We start from the raw sequence: 16,991 nt of genomic DNA, 5'->3' as shown, positions 1-16,991 counted from the left end.
AAACTTGTGTCCATCTTTTATACCCTTTGGTGAGGCGGCCAATTTGATAAGGCAGAAATCCGCCACCATGTCCGATCAGGATTTTTACATCTACATATCAAGCAGGTTGCTTAACAAGATATCAGCAGCACAGACGGTTGTTTCCCATGGTACACCAATTAAGTTTGGCAGCATTCCCCGTTTTAGGCGTGGGTCTTCGGAAAATAGCGGGTGAATGAATAGAATTACATTTTGTGCGTTTGCTTCTTCCCAAAAGGGTGTGAATTCTTCATCTATGAGCATTATTTTGTTGATACCAGAGTCGATAACTAAGCTCCTTAGCTGCCTGAGCAGGTTCATTTAAAGATACAGATACAATCGCAAGTGCCAAAAGCCTATATTTGTCAGTCTAGCAAGGCCGGCCCAATTACAGGTTACTAGATTAGCAGATTATATGTATTTATGACTATCGAAACTAAATCTCTCAATGTCATCTGTTGATGCTATTCATCCAGGATATGGATTTCTTGCTGAAAAATGCTTAGTTAGCACAAAGTAGAGGAAGACAAAATAGATATTCTCTTAAAAAAAATCAAAACTGTGCCGCATAGAAGAATTCATTGTTTCGATTAGAAAAAATCCGGGTCATAATAATGCTATAAACAGGGAAGAGAAAGGATGAAATATATGTCGAAATTAAATTTAAGTTTTGCGTGTTGGGATTATGACCGAATTCAACCGTTAACTAATGGAACTGTCCAGGCAAAAGGTATTGATTTAAACTGGCTGAATATGCCGGTTGAAGAAACGTTTTGGAGAATGATGCGTCACCAGGAATTTGATATATCCGAATTATCGCTATCCTCTTATTTAATTGCAAAAGACCGAGGTTATCCTAACTTCACCGCTATCCCTGTATTTATGTCTCGTTTTTTTCGCCATTCCGGTATTTATATTAATAAGCATTCTGGTATTGAAGAAGCAGCCGATTTAAGTGGGAAACATGTTGGAATTCCTGAATACCAGCTGACGGCCTGCCTTTGGATTCGCGGTATTTTACATCATGATTATGGTGTGCATCCATCTGAAATGAAATGGTATACAGGAGGACAGGAAGCGCCGGGGCGTGTTGAAAAAATCAAACTCATGTTGCCACCAGATATTAACATACAACCAATAAATGACGAACAAACCTTAAATCAAATGCTTGAATCTGGAGAGATCGATGCACTGATCGCTCCAAGGGCACCTTCTTGTTTTTTAAATGGTTCGCCTCATGTACAGCGATTGTTTCCAGACTATGGATCTGTCGAAAAAGATTACTACGAACGAACAGGCATTTTTCCGATCATGCATGTCGTTGCAATTAAAGATGAAATTTTGGAAGAGCATCCATGGGTCGCAGCCAATCTTTATCAGGCTTTTGTTGAAGCCAAGCAAAAAGTATATGACGGTTTTAACCAAACGGCGGCCTTAAAGGTCACTTTGCCATGGTTTGTTTCGGAATGGGAAAATACCCGTCAATTAATGGGAGAAGATTTCTGGCCGTATGGGCTGGAGAATAATCGAAAAACATTGGAGGCGGCTGTAACGTATTCGTATGAGCAAGGAATGATTAAAAATCGTTTAAACGTGGAGGAATTGTTTGCCCAATCAACGTTGGAAGCATACACACTTTAAAACAAGAGGAGGGGTTGAATTGGGCCAAAAAGTTTTGTCAGCAGTCGCAGTTGGTGAAAGTAAAACGGAGCTGCAGGTGTTTGAAATGCCCGAGTTATCTCCTGAAGAAGGCATTTTGCGGGTGGAAATTGTTGGCGTCTGCGGGACGGATGTTTCGTATTACCGGAAAAGCCAAGAGCCTAGAATTTTAGGTCACCATATTGTAGGTCATGTTGAAAAAATTGGTGAAAATGCGGCTAAGAAGTGGGGAGTGAAAGAGGGAGATCGAGTCGCTCTTGAAGAGTACATTCCTTGCGGGCAATGTGAACATTGCCGGACGGGGAAATACCGTGCCTGTTTATTTACTGATCCACGTGCAGGCGGAATCCGCTATGGTGCAACGCCGGACTCGTTGAAGCCTTCTTTATGGGGAGGATTTAGCCAATATATGTACCTCCATCCCAATTCGGTCGTGCATCGAATGGCTGATCATGTCCCTGCGGAGGAAGCGGCTTTAACGCTTCCGTTAGCAAATGGTTTTGAATGGATGATCATCGAAGGAAAAGCACAGCCAGGTAAAGTTATCGTAATACAGGGTCCTGGGCAGCAGGGCTTAGCATGTGCTCTGGCAGCCAAAGCAGCCGGAGCAGAAGTCATTGTCACTGGCCGAACGACAAGTCTGCGTCGCTTAGAATTGGCAAAAGAACTGGGTGTCGATTATATTATCAATATTCAGACTGAAGATCTCCAAACCCGTATACATGAAATTACGAATGGCAAAATGGCGGATATCGTTTTAGATGTGACTTCCGGCGGAATGACTCCCATAACGTCTTCTTTAGAGATAGTAAATAAAGGCGGCATGGTTATTTTGGGAGCTTATAAATATCAGGAAATTCCAAACTTTAATACGGATTTAATTATACAAAAAACGCTCACTGTAAAAGGCGTCCGGGGGCACAGTTACCAATCGGTAAAAATGGCGACAGAGTTTATCGCATCCCAAACGTTTCCGCTAAATAAGATGCACTCGCATAATTATGGATTGCATCAAGTTGATGAGGCATTGAAAACGGCAGGAGGAGAAGGTGAACCATCTCCGCTTTTGGTTACCGTATCCCCTTGGTCTTAATAAAGATTAGAGAATCATAGTGAAAAAACACCCTTATTAACTTAGTAAAACTAAGTTAATAAGGGTGTTTTTAATCGACTTCCCTTATTCTTTGGGGCAGTGGGCAGGTTGGCAGGGGTTTCAGCGATTTTCCTCTTCCCTCTAGTGAAAAAGAAGATGAACTAACGAAAAAAACAACTTAAAATGTACAAAAAAAATCGACCTGTTCTGGATGAACTGGGCACTGGCCGTTTTCTTCGTTAACTGATTTTCATGTCTTCCGTAAACTATGAATCTGCTATTCTAATCGACTCTGTTGGCATCCTTCAAAAGCTTCGTCCAAGTCATCAAGTAAAATTCTTCGATACTTCCGCTGTACCATCATTTTCATCCAAAATCATATAAGCGATGCCCTCAAACACAGTAAAAGAAAAAATCCGGTGCAGCCGCTCCGCATGCAACAAAAACGATACAGGTGTCTTGATCACCCTGTGAACTTTGTCAGATTAAAGATCTCCTTAAATCTGTAATAACTTCTTTTAAAACTTGTACTTTGTCTTTTTGGTTTTCCATTAAGCTTGTGCTATTATGTGTTCGCACTTTAGCTGATAGTTCAGTTATAAACTTCTTTTGCATGCTTACTGCAGGAGCCGCGCTGCTTCGCCAAATCCAGTCGTAATCAATTTTATTTTTCCTTCATACGTGCAAATGTCTCCCACGGCTTAAATGCCTTCCATATTAATCGTTACCATATTGGAGTTAACTTCTCTCCTACCACACATCCTTCTATTAGCTATTGAAGAATCCCCGTACAAAATGTTCCCCTATCTATTACTTACTGATAAATAATTTGAATAATCAAATATATTAAAAGGAACTAGTTTTGAGGTCTGTTGTGCCCTTAGGGAATTTCTGTTAAATTTGAATTGTTCTTAATTATAATATATTTTTTTCAGAGCAACTATATTCCGATTTTGGAGGGGTTTTTATGTCAGTAAAAACAGAACGGCTATCTTCCGTTCATAATGCTATTCGTATTTTACAAACATTTTCATTATTAGAACCTGAGTTGGGCATAAGCGAGTTGAGTGTACGCCTCGGATTGGCGAAAAGCACAGTCTATCGATTGATGAACACGTTAAACGAATCTAAATTGGTTGCTCAAAATAAAGAGACACAAAAATACTATCTAGGTATTGCGGCTTTTGAACTTGGATTCACGGTTTATCATTCGATGGAACTTAGAAGAATTGCACTCCCGATTTTGGATAAGCTTTCGATTTCACTGCGAAAAGTCGTCAGGCTTGCGGTATACGATAATGGCGGCGTTGTCTATATATGTAAGCGTGTACACAGCGAGGATAATGGAACAATTTCAAAAATTGGAGATAGGGCTCCAAGTCATTGCACGGCGATAGGAAAAATGTTATTAGCCTATCAAAACGAACAAGAGGTTGATAGTGTATTAAAGAGGGATTTAAGTGTGCATACAAGCAAAACCATCACCTCTCCCATACAATTAAAACAAGATATTATTGAAAGCAAACATAAAGGATATGCCATAACAAGAGAAGAGCTGCGAGAAGGTATTTCTTCTGTTGCGGTACCGGTCTACAATGATTTTGGAAAAATGATTGCATCCATCAGTGTAACAGGGCCGAAATATTATTTTGAACCTGACCAAGTTGAGCAATACGTAAAAGAAATGGGAACTTGCAGCCGTTTGATCACAGAAAGGTTAGGGATGGGTTATTAAGAACATTTTACCGTCAAAAAAGTGTATGCTCATTTCCTAATGGGTGGCTGATGCCACTCATTTTTATTTTTGATAATTTCGTTAGATCCATGTGAAGAATGGAAAAAAACATAAAAATCTGTTCTGTATATAAGAACGAGATTATTGTTGTTGAAAACGTTTGTGAGAAAATCAATATATAAATTTGAAAATACCAAAAAGGAGTGTGTAATGATGATATTAGGCGTTTAGAAAGATTTTGAAGCACCCGTATACACCTAGTTATTCAATTGAAATATTCATTTTTTCTTGGTGTTGCGTATAAAAGAATGCAGTTGTTCACATTTCAACGATTTGTGATAAAGTAAATTTTACCAATACGATTTTCCAGTTTAATTGAAGGGATTTTAAAATTGAATGTTGCAATGATTAGATAACAAAAAACTGTAACCGTTTACTTGTTCAATTGAATCTGTCATCCATAGGTACAGAGAGGGGAATTATGTTATGAATAGATTTTCAAATAGAGCGTGTATGAGTCTAGTGGCTTTTTTTCTTCTGGTTGTTACAGTTTTAAGCGGGTGCAACAATCCCAACAATGCTGAATCTCAAAACGAAGCAAAAGGAGTTTCCGTCGAGAACAAAGGAGCAACGATCCAAATGGGTCTTCCTTCTTCAAATGCCAGTTATCTTCCGTTATTTGTGGCTGATAAAAAAGGATTTTTTCAGGATCGCAATTTGAAAGTTGAATTTACAAAAGTACAGGGCGGGGTGACAGCGATTCGCGGCTTGCAGACGAATGATTTTCAAGTCATCTCAAGTTTGCCTGAATCAGTGATTACCGGCGTTGCGCAAGGTGCTGACGTTAAAATGATTGGAACGCTGGATGATCAGTCGATGTACAGTATATACACTACACAAGATATTAACAGCCCTGAGGATTTACGAGGTGAAGTAGTCGCAACAAACCGAACAGGAAATGGAACGGATATTCAACTACGCTGGTGGCTTAAAAAAAATGGCTTGGATCCTGACAAAGATGTTCGCATTATTGAAGCAGGAGAAAATTCAACACGCCTTCAATCATTAATAACGGGTCAGGCGAAACTAACAATTTTAAGTCAGCCAACGGATTTAAAAGCGGAAACTTCAGGAATGAAAAAGTTGGCTGTGATGCGTGATGAATTGAAAACGTATAATCATAATATGCTGATGGCGAATGGGGATTTCTTGAAAAAGCAACCAGAAGTGGCAAAAGCGTTTGTTGAAGCAATAGGAGAAGGAACGGAGTACGCGAAAAACCCCGATAATCGTGAAGAAATGGTTCAGCTGATAATAGATGAACTTCAAATGGAAAAACAAGATGCAGAAAAATCGTTTGATTTTGTACTCCCTGCATTAGCAGATAAAGCAAAAATCAACCGTGAGGGTGTTCAATGGGCCATCGACACAACAAAGGAAACCGGCATGTTAAAAGAAGATATATCAACGGATCAATTAATTTATGACGCTTCTCCCAAGTAATTCTTGAATAACATTTTAGATGATCGAGGTGATTTTTTCATGAAGAATATAATAGTCAAAACCAAAACACCCATTCTGCAATTTCAATCCCTGAGCGTCATTTATAACGAAGGGGAGCCAAATCAAGTTCATGCATTGAAAGATGTTTCTGGAGAAATCCATGAGGGTGAGTTTATTTCAATCATCGGTCCTAGTGGCTGTGGGAAAAGTACTTTGCTTCATACGCTGGATGGCTTGCTCAAACCAACATCAGGAACGATATTTGTGAACGGTTCTCCAGTGCATGGTCCGGACGGTGACCGGGCGATGGTCTTTCAAGATTTCGCCTTAATGCCATGGCAAACTGTTTATCAAAATGTCGCATTCGGATTAAGGTTAGCCGGGAAGAAAGGTCATGAAACCCGTGACCAGGTTATGCACTATATTAAGCTTGTCGGTCTGGATGGATTTGAACAAAAATATCCGCATCAGCTTTCAGGCGGGATGAAGCAGAGGGTTGGAATTGCCCGTGGTTTTGCAGTAGAACCAAAAGTATTGCTAATGGATGAACCATTTTCAGCGATAGATGAACAAACAAGAGAGATTATGCAGGAAGAAGTTTTAAAGATCATGCTTCATGAAAAGAAGACTGTGATTTTTATTACTCACTCAATTGATGAAGCTGTCTTTTTATCTAGCCGCATTTTCTTAATGTCAGTCAGGCCGGGGAAAATTGTGGAAGAAGTAAAGATTGATATACCATATCCGAGAACATTGGAAACAAAATCATTACCTGAATACCAAGAATACAAGAAGATTATTTGGGACCACCTTAAAGGAGAAGTTAGACGACAATACCGGAAGGGGGAAGCGTAATGGAAAGGGTAGATGCAACGATCAATGTTCCTTCATCTTCTCTGAAAAAGACAAAAAAAATTCCTCAAAGTGTTTCTTACCCTGTCGGAATATTGGCCATCCTATTATTTGTTTGGGAGCTGTGTGGGCGTTTGAACTTGATTGACCCATTTATGTTTAGCTGGCCAAGCAAAATTTTCGTTGAAGCTAAGGATTTTTTCTCTACTGGAGAGATATTTAAACATCTGGCGGTTAGCGGAATGGAAGTTGGATTTGGATTTGCGATGTCGTTGATCGGCATTCCAATCGGTTTAATGATGGGTTACTGGAAAAAACTAGAATTAGCCTTTGATCCATATGTCACAGCCCTTTACACAACACCGATGATCGCATTAACACCATTGTTTGTACTATGGTTTGGTTTGGAAACGTTATCAAAAGTAATGATGGTGTTTGCTTTATCCATATTCCCTATCTTGATTAATACGATGGCGGGCGTCAAAATGACCGATGTATCATTAATAAAAGCTGCCCGTTCCTATGGAGCGAGCGAGCGTCAAATGTTTAAAGAAGTTATTTTCCCTTCTGCGATTCCATTTATTATAACTGGTATTCGATTAGGAATAGGCCGAGCCTTAATTGCTGTTGTCGTTGCTGAGATGCTGGCTGGAAATATCGGGATTGGTTATGCAATTAGACATGCTTCTGAGCTTTTCCAAACGGCTGAATATTTAGCTTATGTGGTTGTTCTGATGATACTATCTGTTTTATTGACGGAATTATTAAAGATCTTTGAAAAGAAATTGGCACCTTGGCGGGATCGTTAAGTTGTTGAGGCAGTGCAGAGCACTGTCTCTTTTTTATTAAAAAAACCTTTCATAATGTTCCACATAAAAGAACCGTTTATGTAGACAGTTAAACTGGCGTTTTATAATAAAGTTATGCAAATAACTGTTTAGAAATGAAAGAAGGGGTGGGAGTTATGTTAAAGAAAGAAGATAATGAAAAGCTTTGTCAAACGGGTTCAGGAACACCAATGGGAGAGGTTTTCAGGCGATACTGGATTCCGGCGTTGTTAACAGAAGAAGTCCCAGAAAAAGACTGTCCGCCTGTAAAAGTAAAATTGCTGGGTGAAGAGCTTGTGGCTTTCCGTGATTCAGATGGAAAAGTAGCCATTTTAGATGCATACTGTCCTCACCGACGGGCCCATTTGTTTTGGGGGCGTAACGAGGAGTGCGGACTTAGATGTGTTTACCACGGATGGAAATTTGATAAGGACGGAAAATGCGTAGATATGCCAAATGAGCCGGAGGAAAGCAGATTTAAGCATAAAGTTCAATTGTCGGCCTACCCGACATGGGAGAAATCAGGTATTGTCTGGACGTATATGGGGCCAAAAGAAAAACATCCGGAAACGCCGGATTACGAATGGTTGCGTGCACCTTTGACTCATTTTCAGGTATCCAAAACTTACGAGGGCTGCAACTGGCTTCAAGGACTTGAAGGAGGAATTGATACCTCTCATTCATCATTTGCCCACAACAATAATATTCAAGACAAAAGCTCAATGAGAAGCCGTGCAACCAATCCAAAGCTGGAAATGGATAAAACGGATTACGGATTCAAGTATGTGGGAATCCGAGATTTAAAAGAAGACGGAAATTACATTCGTGCCTATCAATTTATCATGCCTGCCCAGCAAATGCGCGGGCAAATGATGAAATGGCATGATGGAAGTCGTGAAGATTACCCAACGATTAGAGGTCATATATGGGTGCCGATTGACGATGAAAGCGTGTGGGTATGGAACTTTAAATACACGAGTGAGCCAACAATCCCATTAGATCCTGAGTTTTCCCAGCAACAAGAAATTCTTTTTGGGCGGGGACCGGATGATATGTTGGATGGCTACCGCTTATTACGAAATCCATCCAATGACTTCTTGATCGACCGGGAACTTCAGCGCACCAAAACGTTTACAGGGATTGCAGGCATTAACACGCAGGATTATGCACTTCAAGAAACGATGGAAAAGCCATTTCCGGACCGTACAAAGGAGCGTTTAGGAACAGCTGACTTGGCGATTATAGCTGCCCGGCAAATGTTACTGGAGGCCACCAGAGATATAGAAGCGGGGCGACAACCAAAAGGTGTTGATCCAGTATCATATCGCCATGCACGAGCTTGTGACCAATTCCTCCCAAAAGGGGTGGACTGGCGAGAAGGTCTAAAAGAAGATATGTACGCGAAATATTAAAAAGAATGATAAGTTGTAAAGGTTAGATTGGCAATTCTTACAATATAAGAAATTTCTTCCTTTAGAAATGGAGGCAGGAATTTCTTCTTATGAGGAGACGGAATCGTAGGATTACCTCCTGAACGACTCCGCCTTTTTATTGGAAGCAAATAAGGGGTACTATCTATCAGGAAAATAATTTGAATGTTAAATTCAGGTATGTACAAAGAGGGTTATTGAACGAAGAGGATTACAAACGAAAGACTTCCATTTTATCTCATCCCTAAGTCGTTTAATACAGGTGTGGCTTAAGAGGCTAATGTAAGATCATTGGAACTTTACAATTATTCTATGATTTCAATTTATATTGTGAAGATAAAAAAAGCTCAGTAATTTAAGGGAAAGATTGCGATTGATGTAGTCACTCAAAACGGATACAATATTCCGAATTGAATATTGGGTGCAGAAGCAAGGATTAGGAATAAAGACGTAAGAATCATCTTGTAGGAGATAATGCAGATCGGCTGCAGGCACGCAAGGCCAGGCAGCAGTTACACCGAATGACTTAGTAGCTGACGGGTTAGGTCTACAATTTTTTAAGTGAGATGAACTGTGGGAATGGAGACGTATTTGAAAAATGTCGAGTTAGATCTGTTGGAAGACGAAAGATTTCATGCTGAATAATAATGGTTTAGCGTGAAATAGTCTTAGCAAAAACCATTGCGTAAGTGGAGATGCAATGGTTTTTTATTTTTGATATGAAAAAATAGAAATTGTTCCGTATATAAGAACCGCTTTCACTGCTAGATTACTTTTCAATATAAAATAACCCTACTAAGTATTACAGAAAAACAAATATAATAGGAGGTCATTTAATATGTATCAAACAGATCAATTACACATTCCAGAGTATTTATATGGAAAAACAATCGCAATTTTAGGCTACAGCAATGAAGGAAAGGAATATGCACAGTTGCTGCGGGAGCATCAAATTCCGGTGGTTATTGGATTGAGGCCTGTTGATGATGTATGGGCTGACGCTGAACGTGATGGGTTTGATGTGAAAACCCTGTGGGATGCGGTAGAGTTAGCCAGTATTATTCAAGTGTGGTAGAAAGGTATCATGGGAGAATCATTTGCGTTTTTGGCTGCATTTTCATTTGGATGTGCAAATGTAATGGTAAAGAAAGGGACTAAACCAAATTCAATCGATAACGGAACGTTTTTATCTATTTTAATCACCTTTTTTCTTGCGGGGGTCATAGCTCTTGGAAGAGGAATGGTAAAAGGATGGGTTATTTTTACTGCTGAAGGCATTGGGTGGTTTGTCATAGCTGGGATACTGACGGCATTTATCGGGCGAATTCTTTTATTTAAATCCATTCAGCATTTAGGTTCTGTCAGAGCTTCCGCCATTAAGCGTTTAAACCCTTTGTTTGCCGTTTTAATCGGCATATTCTTTCTTCATGAATCTTTAAACACTTGGAGTATACTAGGCATCATTTTTATTTTCGGAAGCTCTGTCGTGCTCATGTATGAATCGTTCATCGTTGCAAAAAAGAATAATAAGAATGTACACGCTTCCAAACAGGCGAAAGCTGGTGACGGCTGGTTCATCCGATTGAAAACGATTGCTAGTTTCAGTTATGTTTATGGAGTCATTTCTGCTTTCGCTTATGCGATTGGGTACGTGGTGAGAAAAGAAGGATTAGACGAAATGCCTGATCCGTATGTGGGGACAATGGTTGGCGCACTTGTTGGCATTCTGGTCTTTTTAATCCTTTCCTTATTTCAGAAACGATACAGACAGTCCATTCAGTCCACTTTCTCAAGTTTTCAGCCATGGTTGTTTGGCGCAGGAATCGCTACATCAATGGGTCAAATCTTATATTTCGCCGCATTATCACAAAGCGGAGTTTCTCAAGTAGCTGTTATAGCTTCAACAGACGTGATCTTCACGTTATTTTTGTCTTCCTTGGTTTTTAAAACTCATGAGGGGATTACAAAAACGGTCATCTACGCTTCGATTACGGCAATGGTGGGAGCGGGGTTAATAGCCTTAGGTTAAAGAAAACTGTGGTGGGTGAGTAGTATGCAAAATCAAACCTTAAAGGAACAGCTGGCCATATCAATCCGTATGATGGAACAAGCAAACCATATCGACTTTAACGGTCATATGAGTACCCGTGTTCCTGAAACTGACTTTATTTTGATAAACTCCGCTGGAGCGAGTAGAAGCACATTAACTGCTGACGATGTAATAATGATTGATTTGCAGGGAAATGTCATTGAAGGGGATGGGAGACCACCAAATGAATTTCCGCTTCATACGCAAATTTACAAGCGAAGAAAAGATATTCAAGCCATTGCTCATACTCATCCCCGGTGGTCCACAATGTTTACAATCGCTAAGATCCCATTGCGGCCGGTCGTTATACAAGGTGCAGTATTAGGAGATATTTCGGTATTCCCCAAATCACAGTCAATCAGCGAACAAGAAATTGCGAATGATCTGGCTGAAAAATTGGCAGGGCATCACATTATACTATTGAAGTCCCACGGAGCGGTCATTACTGGTACAACAATAGTAGAAACGTTCGTGCGCAGTGTATTTTTAGAAGAGAATGCTTATCGTCAGTACATGGCAAGTCAATTGGGGTACGCACATTCCCTCGAGGACGAAGATATACAACTAACAAAAAATGTGATTTGGCAGCCGAATAACATTAAAAAAATATGGGATTATCATTACAGCAAGCTATAATGATAATCTATATAGATCCACATGGCTGGAGGATAATTTTTTTCTAAAACAGAAATGGTGAAATAGTAGGCTGGTATAACAGAAAAAGGAACTTAGCAGTATTGCTATCAAACATTTACTCAAATCCAAAGAGATTTTACCAAAGGTATTGAATTACTAGAAATTGAGTATAGTGAAGGTATATTTATAAAATTTGCCTACGCATATCCCGGAAGAACATCCACTGTAAATCAATCGCCTGACATGCAATAAGCTTCAATAATACTCAAAATCCCTCTTGAATAGATAGGGATTATTTATTTATTTTTTTCTCTTTTTTCATAGTTTTGACTAGTAAATCTACTTTAAATAACAAAAAAACCTCACCGGCTAGATGCCGATGAGGTTTTCTTGTGGTGTACATATAGTTATCGTTTTTTCTACTAAATTATTGTTTTTTATCTATCAAAACATACCGCCAATTACTACAAAAAGCAGCCATGCGAGTCCGGGGCCGAGTGTGATGAAGATACCAGTAGTAATCAAGAGTTGTCTGAAGAATACTCTTTCTTTCATTCCCTGTACATTAGCCAGTAAAAGTGCTCCAGCAGATGAAAGAGGACTTAAGTCAACAATGCTGGAGGATGCAGCAATCGATGAAATAATATTGATAGATGAAATATCTGGATCCTGCAAAAGTGGTGTTGCAATTGGGATAATAGATGCTAAGAAACCAGTTGTCGAGGCAAAGGCAGACACAAATCCACCAACGTATGAAACCGCCAGAGATGCTAAGAGTGGGTTATCCATCCCGGATATAAGCCCGGTCACATAGGTCATTACACCTACTGTTTCCATCACATTTACGTATGTCACGATCCCCGTTACGAGGAAAATAACACCCCATGGCATTTCTTTCAATACGCCTTCTTGTTTTCTTGGGGCTAACAATGCTAATGCTGATCCGACTATAATCGCCGCAAAACCAATATTTATATCAAACTTAAGAGTTAAGATACCTAAGACGACAATCGCCGCAAGACAGGCTGCTTTATATAAATCTAATCCGCCTTCACGCCCTATTGCCGGATTGCCATCTGGTTTGATGGCCTCTACTGGGAATCCTGTAATACCTAGAGTAGCCGGTCTATTACTAAAGTAACGATGGCCGCCAAACATGAGGTATACAATCATTGCGACGAGTCCGAAATATATTAAGCAATTAATTAATAGCAATGCTGGGGAATATTCAAGATCCCTAGATTGCATACCGCCGTTTATAATAACTCCAAAGACATTTAGTGGTGAGAAGGAACCTGCTTGCATCCCCATAATAATCATTATACCCATCATTAACGGACTGATTTTATTTTTGTGTGCTATTTTTAATGCGATTGGAGCAAGAAGAGAAACAACCGCAATTCCATACGTACCAACGCCTGCAAGTACCAATGCCAACAGGAACATTAGCCAAGGTACCAGACCAAGATTGCCATTGACTGAGCGGAGACCGTATTCAGCGATTAGATCTACGACCCCACTTTTTTGGATTATCGTGAACAAAAATGTGATCCCTACAATAATGATAAACAGTTCTACTGGAAATGCGCCATAAATTTCATCCATGCTAAGTTCACTTACTAGGGAACCGACTATAAAAACAGCCAAAAAGCCCCAAACACCTATATTAATCGGTAAGCAAGCGCCCAAAACAAATATAATTAGAAGTACACCGATTGCAATTATTTCAATACTCATTAAATCTCCTCCAAATAAAAAATGTGAAAAGAAGAATACTACAATTTAAGCATTCAGTATAATAGCGCTTACATTTATTGATTGTACACTCTCCCGTGAGTGATGCAAAGATGTTGACTAACACCTCCTGTATTATTTGAATATAGATTTCAAAGACTAGGAATTTCTTTCATAACTAGGATTATTTATAAGTTAATTGATATTTGTCTTTCATACAACACTAGTATTCTGATATATGCAACAAATGATATAATTATAAATTTTTGAAATTATTAGTTTGATCGCGATATTTTTTATAAATAAGCTTCACAAATTCTTGTTGCATCTTTTTTTTAGTATAAACCAGTATTTTATAATGTTAAAATCGAATAAAAATTATTGCTCTACTAGAAGTAATAAGATTATTTATATGTTGGTGTGGGAGGTAAGAAAAATAATAAATATATTTGTTGCTTATAGAAGAACGAGGTAGTTGTATCGTGAACAAGTTTCCCTTATCATGAATTTTGAATAGTAGAAAATTATTCAAATATGTATATATTTTGTTTGATATTTGTAGAAGAATTTTATACTTCGTGTAAGCGCTTTACATGAGACAAGATATTAATAGGAGGGATGGAACCTGCTAAATATTTTTCTGCGACCCATTTCCACCCCATAACCAGGTATAGAAAATTAAAAGATATACACATTAACTTGCCAATCGTATTCTCTTTATTAAAAAGGGAAGCAACAGTAGTACGTAAGAATATAAAATTATTATTTATTTTAGCAATTACGGGTGGATAGCTATAACTTATTTATTATTGGTGGTGAATAATACATTAGCAATCAACAGTAGTTTGCTTAGTAGATATCAGCCCTTTGCATGATATTCACGTTGTCTTTCATCCGTATAGAAAAAAGAGTATGCACCCAAAACGTACAAATTTTTAGGTCAAATGAATTCAGAAAAGAGCAATATATAATAGAAGAAAGGGGGATGAAAGATGGGAGAAATGCTCGCTCTGCTGTCCATGATATTGTTTTCAGCGAATATCATACTTACAAAGTTGGCGATTGCCCGACTGAATTTAAATCTCGGGTTTCTGATATCGGTAGCGGTTAATGTGTTATTTGCTTTTTTTCTTTTTTTTATTCAAATTATCTTTTTTGATGCAGGTGATCTAGCTTGGCATACAAAAGGTTTTTTTCTTTTTTTGATAGCAGGATTCTTTGGTACATATTTGGGTAGATGGTTTTTCTTTGAAACGATAGCTAAATTGGGACCAACACGCGCAAGTGCTTTCCAAGTGACAAATCCAATATTTACAACAATCATTGCCTGGCTTTTTTTGAAGGAGCAATTAAGTTCAAGGGACCTATCTTCTATCCTATTAATACTGTTTGGCTTATTACTAGTATCTTATATCCCGCAACGATCAAAAAATGAAATAGTTAAAAAAAGAAAAGTGATAAACTTTCAACCGTTCCCTGAGTTGTCCTTCAAGGGATTAGTACAATCAGGAATCCTTGTGGCTTTACTTAGTTCATTAGCCTATGCCATTGGTAATGTTATAAGGGGAGCTGCCATTTTAAACTGGGATCAACCTATTTTAGGGGGAGCACTGGGTGCATTACTTGGATTTGTGTTGCATGTAGCTACGAGTAAAAGTAAACGTAACTTTTGGCGACAATTTAAAGAGGCTGATATCACCGGTGTTTGGCTCTATGTTATCAGCGGAATTATTACCATATCTGCTCAAATTTCTGTAATTGCATCGATGCGATATATACCCATTTCTGTAGCTAATCTTATTACGCTCTCAACACCAATTTTGGTAACTCCAGTGAGCTATTTCCTATTTAAAAATCAAGAGGGTATTACTTATCAGACTTTAATAGGCATAGGCTTAGTTTTAAGTGGTTTAGTTTTTATTGTCTTATAAAAATACAGACTATTCTGTGTATGATATGATGAAGCTAAATCGTTCTTAAAAAATAAGGGGAGGGAGGGGTATCATGGGTAACGAATTAAATAAAAACTATTTACTTTCTTCTGTGAAGAATGCACTGCTAATTATGCGGAGTTTCACAATAGATGAGCCGGAAAAAAAAGTAACAGACCTAGCACTTTCGCTAAATTTAGGAAAAAGTACTGTCAGTCGCTTATTATCTACTCTAGCAAGTGAAGGCTTTGTTGTAAAAAATCCTGAAACAAACAAGTATCGCTTAGGCTTATCTATCTTAAATCTGAATACCATCGTGACAAACAATATCGAAATTAATCGAGACTCTGAGCCTATTTTGAGAGAACTTGTAAATGAAGTCAAAGAAACTGCACATATCGCTGTCTTAGAAGGAACGGATGTGGTTTATCTATATAAAGTTGATTGTAAGCAACCTGTGCAAATTTTAACTCATATTGGAAAAAGAAATCCGGTTCATGCTACCAGTTCCGGGAAAGTTCTAATAGCTCATCGGGCGGAAGATGTTATTCTTAATTTAATAGATAATGGATTGTATGGATATCAGAATAATACCATTACTAATCCTGAACAGTTACGTGATTGTTTAAACCTCGTCAAAAAACAGGGATTCGCAACAAGTTCGGAGGAACTTCTTGATGGTGTAGTATCTGTAGCGGCACCTATACGTGACTATACCGGAAAAGTGGTTTACTCAGTTTCTGTTACAGGTCCCGAACATCGTATGAATCCACAGAACCCGGCACTAGTAAATAAAGTAATAAAGGCAGCGAAAGATATATCCGAGAATTTGGGTTGTTGGAAATATTAGGTATATTATAGATATTACTTAAAAGAGAATACGTTATAATTAAAGTTAGGAGAGAAGACCAATTTTTAGGTGGTTACTCTTTTTTAAAGGTGCGCTAGAGGCGGAGCATCGAGGAGATTTGAACAAAACCAATAGAAAATAAAAAGCATTACTATCCCCTAATAAGGGTGGTAATGCTTTTTTGATTTTCTGTTATCTAATTTGTTTTACTTGTTGTTGTTTATTGAAACGTAATACAGTGTTCCAGCTTCCAGATAACTGTCCTGCTACACCTATAGTAGTTTTTTTTTGATGATCAAATACACTTAGCAGTATCGCGAGATAACGTCCGCTGAATTTGGACCAAAAATCCGTCAACAAGATTGACAACATCGTCCTTGAATCATCTGCTTCTTGCAGAATTAACACTGTAGCCGTTTCATTACCTTCTGTAAGGCATGGGCGCAAAAAATTTTGAACGCTCTGCTAACGTCATTTTTTTTCCACGGACCGTTCAGTGTTTGCCGTGCTTGAGCAAGATCCACGTCTTCTTTTCCGCCCTCTGCTACAGTGCCAACCACATATTTATTTTTTGCTGCACATAAAAGAACAACGCTGTTGTATAGTTTGTATTTATTAATTAACCTTTAAAAGA

The 16,991-nt window shown here is 38.5% G+C and carries 15 protein-coding genes and 1 pseudogene; 12 read left to right on the top strand and 4 right to left on the bottom strand.

Annotation, left to right across the window (positions count from 1 at the left end; genetic code table 11):
* Positions 1–90: 90 nt before the first annotated feature.
* Positions 91–282, bottom strand: a complete 192-nt coding sequence (locus JFU24_RS01005; protein ID WP_201249295.1) for a hypothetical protein — start codon at positions 280–282, stop codon at positions 91–93.
* Between the two features lie 384 nt (positions 283–666).
* Between JFU24_RS01005 and JFU24_RS01000 the strand changes: the two genes are divergently transcribed.
* Both JFU24_RS01000 and JFU24_RS00995 read left to right on the top strand, forming a co-directional pair.
* Positions 667–1,659, top strand: coding sequence for an ABC transporter substrate-binding protein (locus JFU24_RS01000; protein WP_201184191.1), 993 nt, complete (start codon positions 667–669; stop codon positions 1,657–1,659).
* Between the two features lie 19 nt (positions 1,660–1,678).
* Positions 1,679–2,770, top strand: a complete 1,092-nt coding sequence (locus JFU24_RS00995; protein WP_242485224.1) for a zinc-dependent alcohol dehydrogenase — start codon at positions 1,679–1,681, stop codon at positions 2,768–2,770.
* A 266-nt stretch (positions 2,771–3,036) separates the two neighbouring features.
* Here JFU24_RS00995 and JFU24_RS31125 read toward each other — a convergent pair.
* Positions 3,037–3,220: pseudogene (locus JFU24_RS31125) on the bottom strand (4Fe-4S domain-containing protein).
* 517 nt (positions 3,221–3,737) lie between these two features.
* On the opposite strand from JFU24_RS31125, the gene JFU24_RS00990 reads away from it, so the two are divergent.
* The 8 genes from JFU24_RS00990 to JFU24_RS00955 all read left to right on the top strand — a co-directional run bounded on the left by JFU24_RS00990 (position 3,738) and on the right by JFU24_RS00955 (position 11,842).
* A complete protein-coding gene (locus JFU24_RS00990) occupies positions 3,738–4,505 on the top strand; it encodes an IclR family transcriptional regulator (RefSeq protein ID WP_201184188.1) in 768 nt (255 codons plus the stop codon).
* A gap of 486 nt (positions 4,506–4,991) precedes the next feature.
* Entirely contained in the window at positions 4,992–6,008 is a 1,017-nt protein-coding gene (locus tag JFU24_RS00985) for an ABC transporter substrate-binding protein (RefSeq protein WP_201184184.1), read from the top strand.
* Between the two features lie 39 nt (positions 6,009–6,047).
* Complete coding sequence (locus JFU24_RS00980) at positions 6,048–6,863, top strand: ABC transporter ATP-binding protein (RefSeq protein ID WP_201184181.1); 816 nt, start codon at positions 6,048–6,050, stop codon at positions 6,861–6,863.
* A complete protein-coding gene (locus JFU24_RS00975) occupies positions 6,863–7,669 on the top strand; it encodes an ABC transporter permease (RefSeq protein WP_201184179.1) in 807 nt (268 codons plus the stop codon). The genes JFU24_RS00980 and JFU24_RS00975 overlap by 1 nt, the downstream gene beginning before the upstream one ends.
* Positions 7,670–7,824: 155 nt before the next feature.
* A complete protein-coding gene (locus tag JFU24_RS00970) occupies positions 7,825–9,099 on the top strand; it encodes a Rieske 2Fe-2S domain-containing protein (RefSeq protein ID WP_201184177.1) in 1,275 nt (424 codons plus the stop codon).
* Positions 9,100–9,955: 856 nt separating this feature from the next.
* A complete protein-coding gene (locus JFU24_RS00965) occupies positions 9,956–10,192 on the top strand; it encodes a hypothetical protein (protein WP_201184174.1) in 237 nt (78 codons plus the stop codon).
* A 9-nt stretch (positions 10,193–10,201) separates the two neighbouring features.
* Positions 10,202–11,146, top strand: coding sequence for an EamA family transporter (locus tag JFU24_RS00960; RefSeq protein WP_201184171.1), 945 nt, complete (start codon positions 10,202–10,204; stop codon positions 11,144–11,146).
* Between the two features lie 24 nt (positions 11,147–11,170).
* On the top strand, positions 11,171–11,842 hold the full coding sequence (locus JFU24_RS00955; protein WP_201249294.1) for a class II aldolase/adducin family protein: 672 nt from the start codon (positions 11,171–11,173) through the stop codon (positions 11,840–11,842).
* Between the two features lie 444 nt (positions 11,843–12,286).
* On the opposite strand, the gene JFU24_RS00950 is transcribed toward JFU24_RS00955, so the two are convergent.
* A complete protein-coding gene (locus JFU24_RS00950) occupies positions 12,287–13,579 on the bottom strand; it encodes an SLC13 family permease (protein WP_201184165.1) in 1,293 nt (430 codons plus the stop codon).
* A 989-nt stretch (positions 13,580–14,568) separates the two neighbouring features.
* Here JFU24_RS00950 and JFU24_RS00945 point away from each other — a divergent pair.
* Positions 14,569–15,507 (top strand): DMT family transporter, encoded by a 939-nt coding sequence (locus JFU24_RS00945; protein ID WP_201184162.1) that lies wholly within the window; start codon positions 14,569–14,571, stop codon positions 15,505–15,507.
* Positions 15,508–15,580: 73 nt separating this feature from the next.
* A complete protein-coding gene (locus JFU24_RS00940) occupies positions 15,581–16,357 on the top strand; it encodes an IclR family transcriptional regulator (protein WP_201184160.1) in 777 nt (258 codons plus the stop codon).
* 192 nt (positions 16,358–16,549) lie between these two features.
* On the opposite strand, the gene JFU24_RS00935 is transcribed toward JFU24_RS00940, so the two are convergent.
* Positions 16,550–16,804 carry a hypothetical protein gene (locus JFU24_RS00935; RefSeq protein ID WP_201249293.1) on the bottom strand — a complete coding sequence of 85 codons (255 nt, stop codon included), beginning with the start codon at positions 16,802–16,804 and terminating at the stop codon, positions 16,550–16,552.
* Positions 16,805–16,991: the final 187 nt, after the last annotated feature.

This window comes from Peribacillus sp. TH27 (genome assembly GCF_016650915.1).
In the GTDB taxonomy this organism is placed as follows: Bacteria; Bacillota; Bacilli; order Bacillales; family DSM-1321; genus Peribacillus; species Peribacillus butanolivorans.
Note: the sequence above shows the minus strand (reverse complement) of the source record. Positions and strands in the feature narration are given on the sequence as shown.